Source organism: Arenibacter troitsensis (assembly GCF_900177645.1).
Taxonomy (GTDB): domain Bacteria; phylum Bacteroidota; class Bacteroidia; order Flavobacteriales; family Flavobacteriaceae; genus Arenibacter; species Arenibacter troitsensis.
Genome location: NZ_FXAO01000011.1, coordinates 21,753 through 40,709, shown reverse-complemented (window position 1 = coordinate 40,709; position 18,957 = coordinate 21,753). Strand labels below are relative to the sequence as shown.

Annotated in this window: 10 protein-coding genes; all 10 read right to left on the bottom strand. The window is 40.2% G+C overall.

Features of this window, described 5'->3' with window-relative positions:
- Window positions 1–287: 287 nt before the first annotated feature.
- Window positions 288–1,718, bottom strand: a complete 1,431-nt coding sequence (locus tag B9Y87_RS19410; protein ID WP_085500628.1) for an SLC13 family permease — start codon at window positions 1,716–1,718, stop codon at window positions 288–290.
- Between the two features lie 95 nt (window positions 1,719–1,813).
- Window positions 1,814–3,253 (bottom strand): PKD domain-containing protein, encoded by a 1,440-nt coding sequence (locus B9Y87_RS19405; RefSeq protein WP_085500627.1) that lies wholly within the window; start codon window positions 3,251–3,253, stop codon window positions 1,814–1,816.
- A gap of 110 nt (window positions 3,254–3,363) precedes the next feature.
- Window positions 3,364–4,761 carry a c-type cytochrome domain-containing protein gene (locus B9Y87_RS19400; protein WP_085500626.1) on the bottom strand — a complete coding sequence of 466 codons (1,398 nt, stop codon included), beginning with the start codon at window positions 4,759–4,761 and terminating at the stop codon, window positions 3,364–3,366.
- A gap of 3 nt (window positions 4,762–4,764) precedes the next feature.
- On the bottom strand, window positions 4,765–5,634 hold the full coding sequence (locus tag B9Y87_RS19395; RefSeq protein WP_085500625.1) for a sugar phosphate isomerase/epimerase family protein: 870 nt from the start codon (window positions 5,632–5,634) through the stop codon (window positions 4,765–4,767).
- A gap of 25 nt (window positions 5,635–5,659) precedes the next feature.
- Window positions 5,660–7,168 carry a DUF1501 domain-containing protein gene (locus B9Y87_RS19390; protein WP_085500624.1) on the bottom strand — a complete coding sequence of 503 codons (1,509 nt, stop codon included), beginning with the start codon at window positions 7,166–7,168 and terminating at the stop codon, window positions 5,660–5,662.
- Window positions 7,169–7,170: 2 nt separating this feature from the next.
- On the bottom strand, window positions 7,171–9,909 hold the full coding sequence (locus B9Y87_RS19385) for a DUF1553 domain-containing protein (protein ID WP_085500623.1): 2,739 nt from the start codon (window positions 9,907–9,909) through the stop codon (window positions 7,171–7,173).
- Between the two features lie 721 nt (window positions 9,910–10,630).
- Entirely contained in the window at window positions 10,631–13,951 is a 3,321-nt protein-coding gene (locus tag B9Y87_RS19375) for a DUF5107 domain-containing protein (protein WP_085500621.1), read from the bottom strand.
- Window positions 13,952–13,956: 5 nt separating this feature from the next.
- Window positions 13,957–16,788: a sugar-binding domain-containing protein gene (locus B9Y87_RS19370; RefSeq protein WP_085500620.1), complete on the bottom strand. Its 2,832-nt coding sequence runs from the start codon at window positions 16,786–16,788 to the stop codon at window positions 13,957–13,959.
- A gap of 23 nt (window positions 16,789–16,811) precedes the next feature.
- The gene (locus tag B9Y87_RS19365) at window positions 16,812–17,531 is read right to left on the bottom strand and encodes an SGNH/GDSL hydrolase family protein (RefSeq protein WP_085500619.1); all 720 of its coding nucleotides are present in this window, start codon (window positions 17,529–17,531) and stop codon (window positions 16,812–16,814) included.
- A complete protein-coding gene (locus B9Y87_RS19360) occupies window positions 17,528–18,928 on the bottom strand; it encodes a sugar porter family MFS transporter (RefSeq protein WP_085500618.1) in 1,401 nt (466 codons plus the stop codon). The genes B9Y87_RS19365 and B9Y87_RS19360 overlap by 4 nt, the downstream gene beginning before the upstream one ends.
- Window positions 18,929–18,957 lie beyond the last annotated feature (29 nt).

Sequence of the window (18,957 nt, the reverse complement as noted above, 5' to 3'; positions counted from 1 at the left end):
AATAATTTAAATTCTGGAAGTGGATTTGGATTATTGCCCAATTATAAAATAATTAACGGAATTATGGGGCTTTCTGAATCTAAGGGCCCCAATTCTTGTATTATATCAGTAAAATGAAAAATAATCACAGATATTCTGTAACATTTTTAGATTTTACTAGTCTATTTTAATAGAGAATTTCTTTTTATAGTTAATTGAATTTAGTATGTGTAAAGCCTTTGTGGTGGCAAAGGCTTTACTTTTTTTTGATTTTTTCTGTTACTTTTGGACTAAATGTATCTTCTGACTCAGAAGAGCAAGGGAATCACGAATTGAAACAAAAGGATCAGCAATAACACAGAGATAAGGTTCAGTACAATTCCCACCCTTGCCATTTGATATACCTTTATATATCCACTGGCAAAAACGATGGCATTGGGAGGGGTGGCCATGGGCAGCATAAAGGCGCAGCTACTGGCTATAGTTACCGGAATCAATAAATAAAGTACTGGGACCCCAAGACCTATTGCTATACCTGCAACTACTGGGGCCAACACTGCAACCAAGGCTACATTGCTCATTAATTCTGTCATGAATAGCATTAATAGAATTAGTAGGGATGCCGTAAACAATATACTTATTTCGCTAGTCGAAATAGCGTTTGCCACCATATCTACAATACCACTTGTAGACATACCCTCGGCCAGGGCCAGTCCGCCACCAAATAATATCAAAATTCCCCAGGCCAATTTTTCGGTATCGCTCCAACCAATGACAAAATCCCCTTTTTTAAGATTAAATGGAATTGCAAATAGGGAAACCGCGGCTATCATACTAATGATGGTGTCCGATAGTCCCAGGGACGGAAATATACTGTTGATCAATGTTCTAAAAATCCATAGGAAAACCGTTATTCCAAAGATAGTAAGCACCATTTTTTCTTTAAGGCTCGTAGGTCCCAATTTTTTTAATTCTTCCTGAATAATCTCTTTGGAGCCTGTAAATTTCAATTGCTTATTGGGAAAAAACCATTTTACAAGGACTAGATAACAAATAGTGACCAGGATGATCGAAAATGGTAATCCGATAACCATCCATTTAAGAAAGGAGATTTCAATATTGTATTCGTTTTCCAGTAAACCAATTAAAATTGAATTTGGAGGGGTGCCAATAACCGTAGCAATACCTCCTGCGTTTGCAGAAAATGCAATTCCCAACATTACATTGAGGGCAAAATTACGATCGTCCTTGGTAAAGCCATCGGCGTCGTTAATCAGAAGCCCAATGACGGACATGGCAATGGGGAGCATAACTACGGTACTTGCCGTATTGCTGATCCACATGCTTAAAGCAGCCGTAGCAATCATAAATCCTAGGACTACTTTGTTGGGTGTGGTACCCGTAATTTTTATTATGTTTAGGGCAATACGTTTGTGCAAGTTTACTTTTTCTAGGGCAAGGGCCATGACAAAACCTCCAAAAAATAGAAAAATAATGGGGCTGCCATAGTTGGCACCTACCTCGTTGATGGGCATGATCTTCAATAGGGGGAACAAAATAAGGGGCAGTAATGCTGCCACCGAAATGGAAACGGCTTCGGTTATCCACCAAACTACCATCCACACCGCTACGGCCATTACGGCATCACCTTTTTCGGAAACAAGGGTATAAGGTAAGTTTAAAATTATAAAAAAAAAGATGGGGCCTAAGAATAATCCTAATTTTTTGCTCAAATCCATATGGGAAGTTTATGGTCTTCTAAACTAGGTTATTTCTGCCATTTATAAAAATGTAAACGTATTAGTGGCTTTAGTTTTTTTGACTATGATTCCAATTAATTGAAAACCGTCTCCAAGTTTACCAAATTTAGGTCCTTGTCCACCGCACCATAAAATATTTTGATAACGGCAAGTTCACCAATGTTAGATATAGTATCGGTAGTTCGGTAACCGGCCACAAAAAATAATCTATGGTTTATTTCCAGTATTTCAGGAATAAAGGTTCCCTTATACTGTAATTTCCTTATTTCCGTACCGGTAGTGTCGAATTTGCGCAAATAGCCATCACCGGTTGAGATTACAAAGGTATCTCCTAAGGAGATCATTGCTTGTATGTTATTGTCTAAACTAAAATAGTGGGTTTTAAGTTGGTTTCCGTCCGAATCCATTACGTTGAGCTCGCCATTTCCATAGGTGGCCAGGTTGCCGTTGGACAATTGTATGAGGTGATAGGAGCCATTTAAATGGTTGGCTTCGGTGACATGCGATCCCAATACGGAATTGCTGAGGACCATCGTTTTTGTTACGGCCAAATTGGAGTCGAAAAAGACCAGAATTGGGCTATAAATACTTATGAAGGGTGGCATAGTGTTCTTGTTGAAGGTGGCTCCAAAAGCTATATATCCAGTGGTTGTCTTGATCATGTTGGTCAGCACGGCATTGTTGGATCCTACGGTTTTAAACTGTACATCGAAGGCATCGCCATTTGCATTTCTTTTTTCAATAACCGCTTTATAGCTGCCATTGTCCTTTTGTGTTCCGTAGTATATATAATTTACATCTTCTTTCAAATAACCATAAAGGTATTTGGTAGCAGAACTTAAGGTAGATGTTAGGGCCCAATTGTTATTGAGGGTTATTTCCTGAGACCCGTATAATTCTGGAAGCGTACGGGAAAAATGGAAATTCTTATTACCGTTGCCTAGAAAGTTGACATAGGCATTTTCAGTGTTGAATTGTTGGTCGGCAATAAAATTGGAGGTAGGTATAAGGTCCATGCCTAATTCCTTGTAGTAGAATTTGGACATGGTCAGGTTTACAAGATCCTCGGTTTTTTCCAGATAGAATATATTACCGCTTATGGGATCAATGCCCATCTCTATTGGTTGCCCACTGTATCCTGGGGGTATTTCGGGAAACCTGTAATAGGATTCGACCGGGGTCTCCACAAAAATTGTTTTGGTAAAGGTTTTGCTATGCTTTTGGTCATCGTAGACCACAAGGGTAATGGTAAAACTACCTCCCTGCTGATAGGTTACGGAAGGACTTTCTTGGTTGCTTATTTCATTATTGCCAAAATCATAGGAATAAATAACGGCATTTTCGGAACAATTGGTCAATTGTAAAGTTTCTCCAAGCGTTATGGTATCCGTGCTTACCGCAAAACAGGCCGTCAAATCCAATTCCTCTTCGGGAATGTTTCCCTCCTTATCGTCCTGCTTGGTACAGGAAATCGCAAATAATGACAGGAAAATAATGGCGTAGAAGTGCTTCATACTAAATAGATTTGGGATCTATTGGTATTAACGTAGAAAGGACGTTCTTATTTCAGTATTTCGATGTAAATCAATCTTTTAAAGCTGATGGTTGTAAGTTGGCAGTCAAACTAATAGACTATAGAATCCGTCGCAATTTTAGGTAGGTCATAACCTCCGTAATCTATAAACAATTCCCCTTCTTTTGGGTGGATTATTTGATCTGGTTTTTTAACGGGGGTATTGAACAGATACACAATCTGTAATTGTTTAAACGTCTTTAATTTGTGGAGATGTGCCTCTTCAAAATTTGTCCCCATTAGGTTCAAGTTTTTAAGATACTCCAGTTTTTCCAAGGTTTCTATATTCTTTCCTGTTATTGGCGTATTGTCCAACTTTAATACGGTTAGGTAGGGTAAGGTGCCTATTTTTTCAAATATGGCATCGGTAATCTGGGTTTCACCTAGATCAAGATAAACCACTTGGTTCTTCACCGAGGATAGCAAATTAAAATCCTTGTCTGAAAAGGAAGGTTTGTTAATGCAGGAAATTTTTACAAAATTGCTTTCCTCGCTTATCCGTTCCAAGTGAAAGCCCTTTTTCTTTAGAGCTGCAATAGTATCCTGTGAAATTTTAGCAACTTCCACATCTGGGTAAGTATCGTCTTTTGCTTTTGGAAAGAAAGCTTGGATTGCTTCTTTTTTTAAGCCTATTTCCCCAATGCTCTTGTTGAACGGATTGCCATTGGCTATCCAGATCTTTATAATATCCAATTCTTCCTTGGAGGGCTGGTCCTTATCTTTTGGAGGCATGTGGTCCTCATGGTCCAAAGGCAATATCATTCTGGCGTAGAGAGAACTTTTATCCGGATCGTTCGACTCAATTACAAGTCCGCTCTCCCCACCTTTAAGAATGCCATTTTCTTCCTCCAAACGCAATTCCCCTTTTTCTTTTTTCTCATTGTGGCAGCTTACACATCTATTATTGAGGATAGGTTGCACAAGGTCTGTATAAAGTATGGCCTCTTCCCAATTTTCTTCTTGCAGTATTGGGGATTCATAAACTTCCGGTCCAACACCCAATAGCGATTTTATATTGTTGGGGAGAGGTTCAATGAGGTAATCCGATCCATGTGTAATATTTCCCCCAAGGTGCCCGGTGAAGGATATCAGAAATAGTAATGAGAACGACAAAAGTACCACTGGCACCCGCTTTATGAAATCGATTTTTGAGGAGGCTGTCAATCGAAGGTACATCAACAAAGAAAATAAGGCGGTTACAATGCCCAGCCATAAGTGCAATTTTACCGTATCAAAGGAATATCCTTCGCCTTTGTAAAGGAGATAGCCGCTTATACAGGCTATGGTGGCGAAAATAAATGCCCATTGAAACAGGAGTCCAATTATTTTGGACCATTCCTTATTCTTTCTATCATACCATTGCAATAATAGGGCGGCAATAATAAATCCTATTGGTAAATGCACTACAAGGGGGTGTAAGCGCCCTATCAATTGTTGAATAACTTCCATAAATTATTTGTTCAATTTTAGGCGTTCCTTTAAGGACTCCATCATAAATACATTGGCCTGCCATTGATCGGTAACCGGTACACGGGTATAGGGCAGGGTAGGCATATAATCTGCAGGCCCGAATTCTGTAGTCACTGTTACAACACCATTATTTTCCTTCCAGCCTTTACGGATTACTTGTTCCCATATGCCCAAATGTCTCTCCAAAGCATTGGTCCATTCAGGGGCCCTTGGGTCATTTACCTGGGGTCCTTCGGCATAACCGATACGGGCGTGGATGTGGTTGGATTTTTTGATGACCTCCCCCAACAATTTATCTTTGCCCTGTAGGAGGGATTCATGTACTACCATCCAATGGCTAATATCGAGCGTAAGTTTAAGATCAGGAATTAGGTTCAAATATTTGTTGGTGTCCGGTAGATTGTAGCTAAAACGACCCCTATGGGTTTCGTGATAAACGGGAATATTGTGTTTGGCGCTTATGGTATTGGCCGCATCAATAAACGCCCTATTCTCTTCCATGGTAAAAAAATCACTGCCGGTCTGACTATTGATCAGAACCGGTTTCCATAACATTAAGGTCTCCAGAACACTTTTGTACTGCTCCAAACTCTCCTTAAATGGCAATCCCTTATTGGTGCCATGTAACAGATTTAGAAGTAGGCCATGCTTTTTCAAGGCGTCTTTTAAGGCTTCCTGTTTATCGGATGCCGCAGGCAGCCATAATTCCACTCCGTCATATCCCGAAGTCTTGGCCCGTTCGCAAAAGGCATCCCATGATAATTCGTTGCCCCAATCGGTTTGAAAAAATAGGACCTTTTCTTGACCATAGGAAAATAGTAAGGATCCAAAAAGTATGATAAATAATCGCATTTTATTGGTTTGGTTGATTTGTGATTTAGGCCAGAATTTCGTGTATTACATGCCCTTCTACATCCGTTAGTCGGAAAGGCCTTCCTTGAAAGTCAAAAGTAAACTGTTCGTGGTCAAAACCTAGAAGGTGCATCATAGTGGCGTGAACGTCGTGCACCGAGACTTGGCCCTCCAAGGCAGAAAACCCAATTTCATCGGTGAGTCCCCAGCTGGCGCCTTTTTTTATTCCGCCTCCGGCCATCCACATGGTAAAGGCATCTCCGTGATGGTCCCTTCCCTTGTAGGCCATTTCCTGACCTTCCCTATTTTCCTGCATAGGCGTTCGGCCGAACTCGCCACCCCAAACTACCAAGGTCTCGTCCAATAATCCCCTTTGTTTTAGGTCTAAGAGTAGGGCGGACATGGGCCTGTCTATTTCGGTACATTTATTTCTAAGGCCCAAATCTACCGCTGTATCGTGACCAGTTCCATGACTGTCCCAGCCCCAATCGAACAATTGTACAAAGCGTACCCCATCCTCAACGAGTTTTCTGGCCAAGAGACAATTGTTGGCAAAGGATTCCTTTCCGGGTTGTACGCCATACATTTCCTTGATATGTTCCGGTTCATTGTTGATGTTCATTACCTCTGGTACTGCAGTCTGCATTCGGTAGGCCATTTCGTATTGGTTGATCCTGGCCAGGATCTCAGGGTCGGAATATTCGTCAAATTCTTTTTTGTTGATGTTGTTTATGGCATCTATGGTACTTTTCTTAAGATTTCTGGTGATGCCCTTTGGGTCGTCTATATAGAGCACGGGATCTCCTTTGGATCTGCATTGGACCCCTTGGTAGACCGAGGGTAAAAAACCGCTACCCCAAACACTTTTGCCGGCGTCCGGTGTTTTTCCGCCAGAGGTAAGTACCACAAAGCCAGGTAAATTCTGATTTTCGGACCCCAAACCATAGGTGACCCAGGAGCCTATACTAGGTCTGCCCAACCTTGGGCTTCCCGTATGCATGAACAATTGGGCGGGCCCGTGATTGAACTGATCCGTATTTACAGCCTTTAGGAAAGCCACTTCATCCACAACTTTGGAAAAGTGTGGCAGAAAGTTGGAAACCCAATTACCGGATTCCCCGTGCTGCTTAAATTCTGCCTGTGGTCCCAAAAGTTTTGGAACTCCCCTAATGAATGCAAATTTTTTACCTTCCAATAGGGATTGGGGGCAGGCCTGATTGTTCAATTTATGTAGGGTAGGCTTATAGTCGAACATTTCCAGTTGGGAAGGAGCACCCGCCATATGCAAATAGATAACGGATTTTACCTTGGCAGGGAAAGGAGGCGCCATGGAAGCCAAGGGATTGATGTCCCTTTCTGTTAAGGCGATCTTTGCGTTGTCCTTGTTTCCCATAAAGGAATTACAGGACATAAAAAATGAGCCTAGGGCCAAACCGCCCATACCGGCAACACAATCTTTAATGAAGTGCCTGCGGGTCTTGGCCTGTATTTCGCGTTGTAACTTTTCTTTTATTAATCGGTCCAAACTGTTCATAACTACGATTTTGTTAAAAACTCATCCAAGTTCATGATTGCATTGGCCACTACGGTCAATGCTGCTAAATTGGCATCTGTGTCGGTTTCAAAAGGAATAAATTCCTTAATATTCTTTGGTTTTTCCTGAAAATCGGAAAGGGAACTGTTGTACAATTCTTTTAAGGCGTTTAATTTTTCCTCGCTAATGTCTGCCAAAACAGCTTTTTTATATCCTGTCCGTATGCTGGAGTCCACATTCTTACCCTGCCTCATAATTTTGGCCAAATGATAAGCAGTTTCCAGATATACGGGATCGTTTAGGGTAACCAAGGCTTGTAGTGGAGTATTGGTCACCGTTCTACGTACTGTTGATACTTCCCTGCTCCCTGCATCAAAAGTCAGAAAGGAGGGGTAGGGGCTGGTTCTTTTTAAATAAGTATATACTGCCTTTCGGTATTTGTCTTCCCCTTGGCTTTCCACCCAATTGCCACCGTTATATACCGTTTGCCAAATGCCATCCGGTTGTGGCGGCATAACACTTGGGCCGTACATTTTAGAGCTTAAAAGTCCGGATACCGCCAGGGCCTGATCGCGAATTTGTTCTGCACTCAAACGAATTCTAGGGCCACGGGCGTAGAGTCGGTTTTCAGGATCCAAATTGTATAGTTTGGCGTTGTTTTTTGAACTCTGCCTGTAGGTGCCACTCATTACCATATCCTTTATTAAAGCTTTTATGCTCCAATTGTGTTCGTTCATGAACCTTAAGGCCAGCCAGTCCAATAATTCGGGGTGGGTAGGCGGGTCGGATTGTGATCCCATGTCTTCCAACGACGCTACTATGCCACGGCCATAGATCTGTTGCCACACTCTATTGACCAAGGTACGGGCGGTTAGCGGATTTTCCTTGCTAACCAGCCATTTGGATAGTCCCAGTCTATTTTTGGGCCAGGCATCGTTCCAAGCATTGAGGCTTTGAGGGGTAGCAGGCTCAACGGTATCTGTTTTCATTAGCCAATTGCCCCGTTCAAATACTTGGGTGGTTCTTTTTAGGAAATCAGGATTTTCTATAATAATAGGCAGTGTAGGGGTATTGGTATTCAACAGTTTTATAAAACTGTCATCAATTTGTGCATATCCAGAATTTTTCTTGGCCTTTATTTCAGGTAGAAATGCGAACCACGAGATATAACTGGTGGGGCTTTTTGGAGAAATCTTGTCGTTATTGGCTTCAATATATAGGTTTAGTTTCTCGTTGGTCCTTTTGAAAGGGAACTTTTGTATTTCCCTGCCCTTGGTTTTGTTCGTTGTAAATTGGGCCAATATCTCTCCATCCACATTGTCTTTTCTAATGGTTATTTTGGTGCCATCTATTCCAGAGGAATACTTCAGGTACATATAATCGGCACCTTGGGTATAAACATCTGGAAGGTAGCAGGAGCCATTGTCCCTTAAGGCCAGCCATTTTGTGTCCGCCAAATTTCCGTTGGTGTAATTTTTGGCCAAATGGGCATGGTAAATGGGTTCTGAATATTGTAAGAAATTGTTATAGGACTTGGCAACCTCCTTATTCTCGTTTTTAGCGATCCATTGGTATATCTGGTCCACTTCCCCCTGTTGTTCCTCGGAATAGAATCGTAAATTGGGTTCGTCCTCAGAGGTGTCTTCGTCCCTGGTATTGTTAAAGAATGCCATGAGATTGTAGTACTCTTTGTTTTTAAAGGGGTCGTAGGTGTGGCTATGGCATTGTACGCATCCAATGGTGGTGCTCTGCCATACTTCAAAGGTTGTGTTCACCCTGTCGATCACGGAAGCGACCCTAAATTCTTCATCCTCGGAACCTCCTTCGTCATTGTTCATCGTATTTCTATGGAAAGCGGTTGCTATTAGCTGATCGGCAGAAGGATCGGGCAAAAGGTCGCCGGCCAATTGCTCTATGGTGAACTGGTCGTAGGGCATATCCTGGTTCAAGGATTTTATGACCCAGTCCCTATATTGCCACATACTTCTTCCCAAATCCTTTTCATAGCCTTTAGTGTCTGCATATCGCGCATGGTCCAACCACCAACTGGCCCACTTTTCACCGTAGGCATCACGGGACAAGAGCTCGTCTACCATATTTTCGTACGTAATTTTTCCCGAGATAAAATCATTAAATAGGGAATCGTCCGGCGGAATTCCAGTAAGGTCCATGGATACTCTTCTTGCCAAAACGTTTAGATCGGCTGGCGGACTTGGTTGCAAGTCGTTATTTTCCAATGTCCTAAGGATAAAATGGTCTATATCATTTTTAATAAACCCTCCAGAATCATCGGAAGAAATACCTGCAGATTGGGTAGCTTCCGGAATGTCTACCTTTTCCGGTAAGGTATAGGCCCAGTGTTTGCCCCATTTGGCGCCCTGGTCCACCCACTTGGTCAACAGCTCTATTTCCTCCTCCGAAAGTTTAGACTTCTTATAAGGCATGCGCAATTCCGGGTCGCTCTCGGTAAGGCGCTGTATAAATGGACTTTTGGCGGCATTGCCGGGAATAATGGCGGGCTCTCCGGATTCGGTGTTGGCAAAGGCTTCCTCTTCGAATAATAGGCTAAAACCACCACTTTTTTTAACCCCACCGTGGCAGGTAATACAGTTCTTGTTCAAGATGGGTTTTATATCGGCACTAAAATCTACGGTATCCGAAGGTTTCAACATCATCCAAACGGCACTAACAAGCACAAGTGCCCCCATTATCAATAGGAATAAATATGCTTTATTTTTCATGCTTTTTCATTTTTTTGAATAGAAGACCAATAATAATAAGAATTATTATATAAAGCTATGGACTATTTTGCATTATATATGTAAAATACTGCGTTAATTTGGTAAATAAGCAGTTTTAAAATCGGAGTAGTTTATAGGTGTTCCGATTAAAAAAAAATCACCAATGGTCGCATAGTGTTCTAGTCCAATCGTGTTTCCATATACGATGCTGTTAACCAAACTTTTTTAAATCCCAATCTAACTCTCAGGACCAATATTGGCGGCCATTGTACTTAAATTAATAATTATAATGTGATAAACTTAGCTTCTTGTATATAATTTAACCTTTTCATAATAAATTGCATAGTTTTATATTCTGATTTCAAAGCCCCTGGCCGGTTGGCAGTTACAGTCGAAATTGGATCGCAGGCTTCACTCTCCATATAGTTTAATAGACTTTGTCTTAATTGGCGTGCTGCCGGTCTATTTTTCAAAATTGAATGAAGATACATTGATGAAAACAAAAGTTTGCCATTCCCTATTTTGTCTTTAAAAATATTTGTCCAATGTTGCTTGGTTGCAAAATTATCAATGACCTGTACATTGGGTTTCAAGGATGACAGATCCAGTCTGACGTTCCATTCTCCAGCCAGTGAATCTAATATTTTAATTGCTCCATTAGCATGCCTTGAAACCGCAAGGGAGAAATAAGTAAGGATAAATAATATAATTTTCTTAATTATTATAATTCATGATATTGCGGAATCCATTTTTTAGCCATTTTTAAATGGATAAAGGCAGGTAAATGGTAGTTGTCTTTTTCTAAGACTTTCTTAAATGCTGAAATAGACTTCTCGGTGTTCCCCATTCCAAGTTCTCCCAAACCTATTAAATACTCACAATGAATTTTGTTTCTAGTATTCAGATCTTCGTCCCAGATCAATAAGTCTGGTAGGGATACGGCAAAATAATCCAGTTTAACATCATTGTCCATATGTTCTTTACCGTAGGCGATCAGATTTTGGAATCGCCTTTTAGCTTCTTTTTTGTTTTCTAGTTTTAATAGGGCCAAACCTTGATAAAAAATTTTGTCTGGTTGCTGGTCATTGTAAAAGAGGGCAGGACTGGGGTCACTTAGCCCTTCTGATGCTTTTTTCCAGTTTTCCTTGGCCATTGTGGATTTTCCTAGTTTTTTATAGGCACAACCCAACCAATAGAAAATATCATTTTCCTGGGAACCGAATAATTTTCCCTCTCCCAAATTATGTGGATAGTTCTGGGCAGCCTTTAGATGTTCAGTAGCTTTCTGGGCATTACCCGATTGCAGCATTTGTTTTGCTAGTTCTACATGACTGGTAATATGCTGAAAAGGTACTTTGCCCTCGCCACCTTCCCAGGGATGGAACTGTCTTTTTTTCAACAATTTCAAGGCTTTTTTATGGTTGCCTTTAAAATTATACAAGGCCAATCGTTCCAAATAGAGGTCGTCTCGTGAATCGACCAATGCCTTATGTTTTTCCAATAGCTCTAAACGGACATCAACTGCTGCATTGCGTTTTTTGTACATTTGGTCCAGCTCCATAAGGAGCCGGGCATCACTAGCATCCAATTTAAATGCCTTTTCTAAATGTGTTCTAGCCAGTTCAGGATTCTTAATTTTGTTATAATATAAAAGTGCCAGATTTCTATGGCAAATAGCATTGGTATCTTCCAGTTTGATCGCATTTTCCCAACATTGCAGTGCTTCCTTATATTGTTTGGAGGCATACCAAAAATTACCTAGATAGTAATAGGCTCTTGCATCTTTTGGATTGTTTTTGATGGCCAATTTTAAGACAGCTACTTCTTCCAATCGGTTAGGGAAACAATAATCCATAGACATTTCATTTGCCAACTTGAAATTAGCATTGGCCTTTTCATTATCTCCATTGTGGAAATGGTAACTGCCTAAAAAATAATACACCATAGGGTAGGTCGCCATATTTTTGTCCACAAGAATATTTAAAAGAGAGATAGCTTCTTCGTATTGACCTGCTTGGGCGTAATCCAGTGAAAACTCAATAAAATTATGTTGATTCCCTCTGGTAAGTTCCAATAGGGTCTGTAGATCTTCAGATGCTCCTGAAATAAGATATTTCTCATAAACGACTCCAAAATTAAAGATATCAATAGCTAATGAGTCTTTGATTAATTCGTTGGCTGGGGCGAATCGCCCCAATTTTCTTAAAATCATTGTTTTAAGATGTCGAGCCTTATGATTGTGCCAGTTCTTGATAAGTGACTTGTCTACAAGTTCTAAAGCCCTGTCCAAATGTCCATTGAAAAAATCTATTTGAGCACAGTTGAAATAGCCGGCATCTTGCCATGCAGCATTCCAACATGATTTAAAGAATGCTCCATAGGCCTCTTTTTTTCTACCTAAATGTTGCAAGGCAAGCCCTTTATTATAGTAAGGCTCACCATTATAGGGATTTGGATTTCGTTCAATTAAGGTTTGTATGGCCCTGTCGAAATATTCTAGGGCTTTTTCGAATTTTGCGCGCTTTAAATTCCAAAGTCCCATTGCGTTGTTGCAACGTACGTCATTTGGATCGCGCGACAAACCTTCTAGATAATAAGCTGTCGGATCATAAGTGGCATGCCTATATTGCTCAAGGTGCAAACCTCTTAAATACAGTTGCTCAACACTATCAATTTCAGAGGGTTGTTTTGCTGCCTTTGCCGCTTCGGGAATTTTGTTTTTCTTTAAGCCTTCTGGAGTCCATGAAACCAATATATTACCGTCTACATCTGTCACTTTTGCCCTTAGATTCCCATAGCTTGCCCCTCCGATAGGAATAATTTCCTCTAGGCCATTGGCAGGATCTAGGTCTTTGGTTGTTTCGAACAAGACCTTGTCCTTAAAAACAATAGAAACCCTGGAATTTGGGTAAAAGGAAGTTACATGAATTTTTAATCTCACGTTTTTATCTTCCAATTCCATATTTAGCAATGCTTCTTTAGTGGCATTTTTCACTAGCCCTACATTATAATACGGCATGAAATATTGTTTAAAGCTTTTCTCTTCATAAGGATGCATCCAAGAAAAATCGGGCTGATTATCCGTATATACGCCACACATTAATTCTATGTAGGGTCCATCGCTATCAGTAAGGTTCCTGTCCCAAGCTTTGCCAAAATCACCGTTACCCCATGTCCATTGCTTTTTGCCTGGGGAAATATGATGATCGGCTACATGTAATAATCCTCCTTTTGTGTCATTTTCATAACCACCTACAAAATCATATTCGGAAGTTATGGCCATATAGGATGTGGGTACCGGGATATTTTTATATCGTGAAATATCGGTACCTGGGGAGTAATCTACTTTGTAATATTCACCTTTTGCTATTGGAAATTCTGAAACGTCCCTTTTGCCATGGTCAAATACAGCATTAACATCTGGCGGAAAAACAGATTGGTAATGGTCATTGACCGCTACTGCAGGATTTGCCCACCATAAAAATGTTTGTGAAACTGGGGTTCTGTTGTAAAGCTGTCCCTTAATTTCTAAATATGCTTTATCTGGATATAGGGTAAACCCAGCCATACCCTTGGTTCTGAACATTCTTTCCAGTTCACTGACCCATACTGTAATACTGCCATCCTCATTTTTATGGATATAGGAATCGGTTTCTTCGTAAGTACTAGGTCTGTGGTGTTGAGGCCAATTAAACTCTATTCCACCGGAAATCCATGGCCCTGTTAAACCTACAAGAGCAGGCTTAATTACATTGTTGTAATAGACGAAGTGGCGTTCACGAATCTTATCGTAGGCCATCTGAATCCTCCCCCCAAGAGCAGGAATTATCATTATTTTAATAAAATCATTCTCTAAAAAAATAACATTCCACTCTTTGTCTGTCTTTTCATCACTTATTGTTTCAATTACAGGATGGGGATACACTGCCCCACTGCTTGCCTGGTAAACTCTTTTATCCAAAAATACAGGATATTTTTCTGGTGATCCTACCTCATAAGTTGGAATTACAACATGCTCTCTCCAAGCTTTTACTGCATTCATATACTTTAAGATTTATATAGATTTAAAACAGACTCAATATCTAATTCTACTGAAGGTTTAAAGGCATCAGAAACCATATATTTTTTTAAACTAAAGAGCAATTGCTGTGCCTCCGGTCTATGTTCTATGTTGGTGATTAAGTCAACTCCAGATACCAGTAATTTTCCCTTGCCAATCTTAACTTCGAAAACCAACCCTAATCTTCGGTTGGTAAACCAATCGTCAATTACCTGAACAATAGGTTTTAAATCTTTTGAAAACTCATCAAGCACAATTGCATTGGAATGACTCATGGCATCCCACCATTGCCAATTTGAATGATACTCTGTTGGAAATTCAGCTAGAGCTGGGTGACTAGGATTGCATAAAATCCCTAAAGTATGTGGTTTTTCGCCTAAAGTCCATGCCGTATTCCAGAAGATACTGGAAAACCCAACAGCTACATCTCCTCCTTTTTCAGGATTAACAGTGCCTTTTTTTGAAGTCAATAAAACCTTTCCCCCCATTTCTAAATAAGAAATAGTAGATTTATCCAAAGAACTTACTACTTTAAATTGTGTTTGATCTATTTGTTTTTTCACGAAGGGATACACCCAAACATCCCAACTATTTGAAAAGTCACCAACGTTTACATTCAGGGTTAGTTTTTGAGGTGTTGCAATTTCGTTTAGACTGACATCTATTTTACAAAGCTGAATGCCATTGTCCAAGGGAATATCCCTTTTGTCAAAATCGTCTTGCGCAATCACATTGCCAGAAACATTTGTCAGCCTCCAAGAGGTTGAGGCATTCTTTAAGGCATGCTCTCCAAAATGAGCCACCTCAATATCGGCCTCTAAATTTTCATTATTAAAAAATACGCGTTTCTTTAAACGTGCCAACGGTACCGTTTCATTGCAGAATCTGCTATATTCTTCTGGCGAAATATATCCTTTCTCATCCCAAAAGGCATCCAACACACCTACCAAAGCAGTTCCTTGACCGGGAAAATCATGTAAATCCAATAATTGAAATCCTCCAAATCCTTTGGTTCTTAATGCTGCTTCAATATCTGCTTTATAGCATAGGGCTTGCAATTTGCCAGAAGCCAACATTAGACTGTCTGAAAGTTGCCCCATGTGATTTTCTTCCAAAGTTTCTTTAAAAATCTCGAAATTCTTAGGCTTTAAAACTCCGGTGTATTTAGGAATTTCCTTAAAATTTGGATATACGCACCACTGCCCAATTTCATGACTCACATAAGGCATTGGTATGGTGTCCGTAAAATAAGTGAAGTCAAAATCTGTTTGGGGCCTTTTGTTAATTATGCTATTTTCCCCTTCTCCCCATCTCTGTATACGTGCATATGAATTGTTGTAGTAATCTAGGTTGTCCAAGTAAGGCCTGTCAGCTGCACCTGTATAAAGCCTGCGGTTATCTACCTTTTTAAAATGGTCTACGTATTTTCTTAAATAGGGTTTGTGATTTCTACGCAGTGGTTCATTGCCAGATGTCATCATTACAAAAGAGGGGTGGTTACCGTATGCATCCAATATGTCCTGTGTTTCTTTATATAACCATTCATCAACAGGATGTCCGTCACCAATAGAAGAATTACCATTAGGCCAAGTAGAGGCCTCTATTTGTAAATAAACCCCCAATTCATCAGCAGCCACTAGAGCAGCTTCTGGTGGACACCACGAATGGAATCGCATATGATTCAATCCATGTGCCTTCACAATGTTCAAAATTCTTTTCCACGAGGCAACATCTGTTGCCGGATAGCCTGTTTTTGGAAATATGGCACATTCAAGTGTTCCTCGAAGAAATACAGGTTTGTTATTGATAACAAAGCGTTTGCCCTTAGTCTTAAATTCCCGCATTCCGAAGGTGATTTCTTCATAATCTTTACCCATAGATGATTCTAAAGTCATAGACATGGTATATAGATTAGGATGAAATTCATCCCAAAGCAACGGGTCGTTTCCCATTGGGTAGTCCATTTCAAAAGTACCTTCGGTATTAATTTCAACCTCCTTTATTGCCTCCTCACATGATTGAGTATTATTTCCGATGCCTTTTGCTTTTACCCGCAATTTAATTTTTTGATTTGCACCGGTTTCATTTTTAATCGCTCCAATTATTGTCACCTTTTTTTGAGCTACATCCGGATATATTTTTACATTTTTAAAAACGACTAACGACTTGGCCTCCAATGTTATGGCTCCCACGATTCCATTCCAATTGGTTTGGGTATGGTCGGTTAGGCTGTGGGCGTTTATACCTGGGTTTATATCATTAATGGCATTATCTATTCGTATTGAAATTGTATGCTTGCCCGCAGGTAAATTCCCTAATTCATATTTATGGGGCGTACCTAAACTATTTTGCATTCCTACATAGGAATTATCTACCCAAACTTGTGTTTCCCAATGCGGACGTTCTAGGGTTAATACAATATTCTTTGTTGTCCATGAAGAAGGAATATCAATCTCTTTTTGATACCAGGCGGTACCTACATAATGTTTGTCAGGTTGAAGCCAAAAGGGAATCTTGACATTTCCCTCCACTCTATATTTAGCATATTTTTCAGCCGTATACCATGCGCTATCTACAATTTGACCAGTCCATTTTGTTTTTTCAGAAACGTCATATCCTTTTCCATTCCCCGTCATTGATCCTGGCAGTTGAACGCTTTCCAATAATTTTGAGGTGTACCATTTTTCCGTTATCCCTTGGTCTAGAGAATCAATTTGAAACCGCCACTCTCCGGATAGGTCTATTTCTTTGGTATGTTCTTTCTTACAAGAACCAAACACTAGAAATAAAATGGATGGAATTAATACCTTGAATTTCATCTACTTCTGTTTTTTTTGAATTATTATTTCGATTCCAAACTAAAAAAATCCAATATCGCATTTGCGACCACTTCATGCCCTTCTTCGTTGATGTGATTGCTTTGCGCCATATAGTCTTTTAAATCTTCTGTTTTTGCTATTTCTTGGAATAACCTATAACTGTCTACCAATCCTATTTGATACTTCTGTGCCAATAGTCTGATCTGACTACTGTGCTTGGCCAATTCTGAGCTGGCGGATAGGATGTCCTCCTTTAAATCTGGGGTTGGGGTCATTAAAATGATCTTTGTACCATTGGCCATTGCTTCCTGTATCATTTTTTCCCAGGCTATTTTGGCACGCTCCAACCCAATTCCTCTGTCGTTTAGTGCGTAATCAATAAATAGAACATCTGGTCTATGGGTCAGAACCTCTTTCCCAAATCTGTTAGACCCCTGTTCGGATTGTTCCCCGCCAATAGAAGTAGTTATACTATTTACAACGGCATAGGGGAATATCTTTTTAACGTTTTTGAGTGTTATTTGGGGGTAGGAGCCCAGTGTGTTTACATGAGGGGTTTCAAAATATCCCGTTGGCACTGAATGGCCATGAAAAACCAAGTTAATAGTCCTGTTGTTTGGCCATTTCTTATGCAGCTCCATTTTTGTGGAATACAAGTAGGTTGTTTTATTGCCACTTGTCTGTGCATTAACCCTGTTGAAGGTAAATCCTATTAAAAGCAAAAAAATATAGTATGCTTTCATCTTTCTTTTGTTAGTTCTAATTCTATTTCCTCCAAGGATTTGCCCTTGGTCTCCGGTAATTTTCTTTTAATGAATATATAGCCTCCAATACAAATTATGCTATACGCCCAAAATGTTCCGTAAGACCCTAGGGCGCTGTTCATAATTGGGAAAGTAAATACCAATATAAAAGAGGCTACCCACAACGAAAAGGTGGCTATGGACATGGCAACGCCCCTTATGCGGTTGGGGAATATCTCCGATAATACCACCCAGGTTATCGGGGCCAAGGACATGGCGTAAATGGCAATTGCGGTAATCACCAAAAGCAAGACTGGCCAACCGGTAAACTGCATGTAGTAAGCTGTGCCCAATATGGCATATACTATTGCAAGTCCCATTGATCCCAAGAGCATTAATTTGCGGCGTCCCCAAGTGTCAACTGTTCTCATGGCCACAATTGTAAATATTAAATTTACGCTGCCCGTAATCACGATATTAAATAGCATATCACCAACGCTATAACCTGCGGCCGTAAAAATTTCTTCGGCATAATTAAAAATGATATTGATGCCACACCACTGCTGAAAAATGGCCAGGATAATACCTATTAGGACTATTGGTTTTACCTTAGCACTTTTAAAATCGGAAAAATTAATTTTTTTTGCACTATTTGTCTGTAGTGTTAAGTTTATGTTTTTTACTTCCTGTTCGGCATAATTTACTCCACCAATCCTAGACAATACCTTTTGTGCTGCGGCATTATTATTTATTTTCACCAGAAATCTGGGGCTTTTTGGAACCATGAACATTAGTGCAAAGAATAATATTGCGGGAATTAGCTCTGCCCAAAACATCCAACGCCAACCGGTTTGTCCGTTCCATGAGTTTAATATGGCCTCTTGAGTACTACCATCAGGAATAGCTTCGGCTATGAAGAAGTTGGCCACCTGGGCGGCCAAAATTCCGATTACCAAGGTTAACTGATTAATGGCCACAAACTGACCTCGGTATTTTGCGGGAGCTATTTCAGCTATGTACATTGGTGATAGGGTTGAAGCCAGGCCTATACCCAATCCGCCTATGAGTCTATAAACAATAAAAAGCGTAAAATTATCCACATAACCAGTGCCAAATGCAGATATGGTAAAAAGTGCTGCCGAAAGTATTAAGGGCATTTTACGGCCAAAACGGTCTGCAACAAATCCTGATATTACGGCTCCAAAAATACAACCTACCAAGGCACTGCCCATGGCCCATCCTTGTAGGGTTGGCATGGCACTAATGCCAAAATAAAGTTCGTAAAAAGGTTTGGCTCCGCCAATCACTACCCAATCATAACCAAATAAGAACCCGCCCATGGCAGATACTAGGGCGAGAAATAGCAGGTATTTAAAATTAATCGGGTGTTCGCGCATAATTTTTCTATAGGTTAAAAATTTGCAAT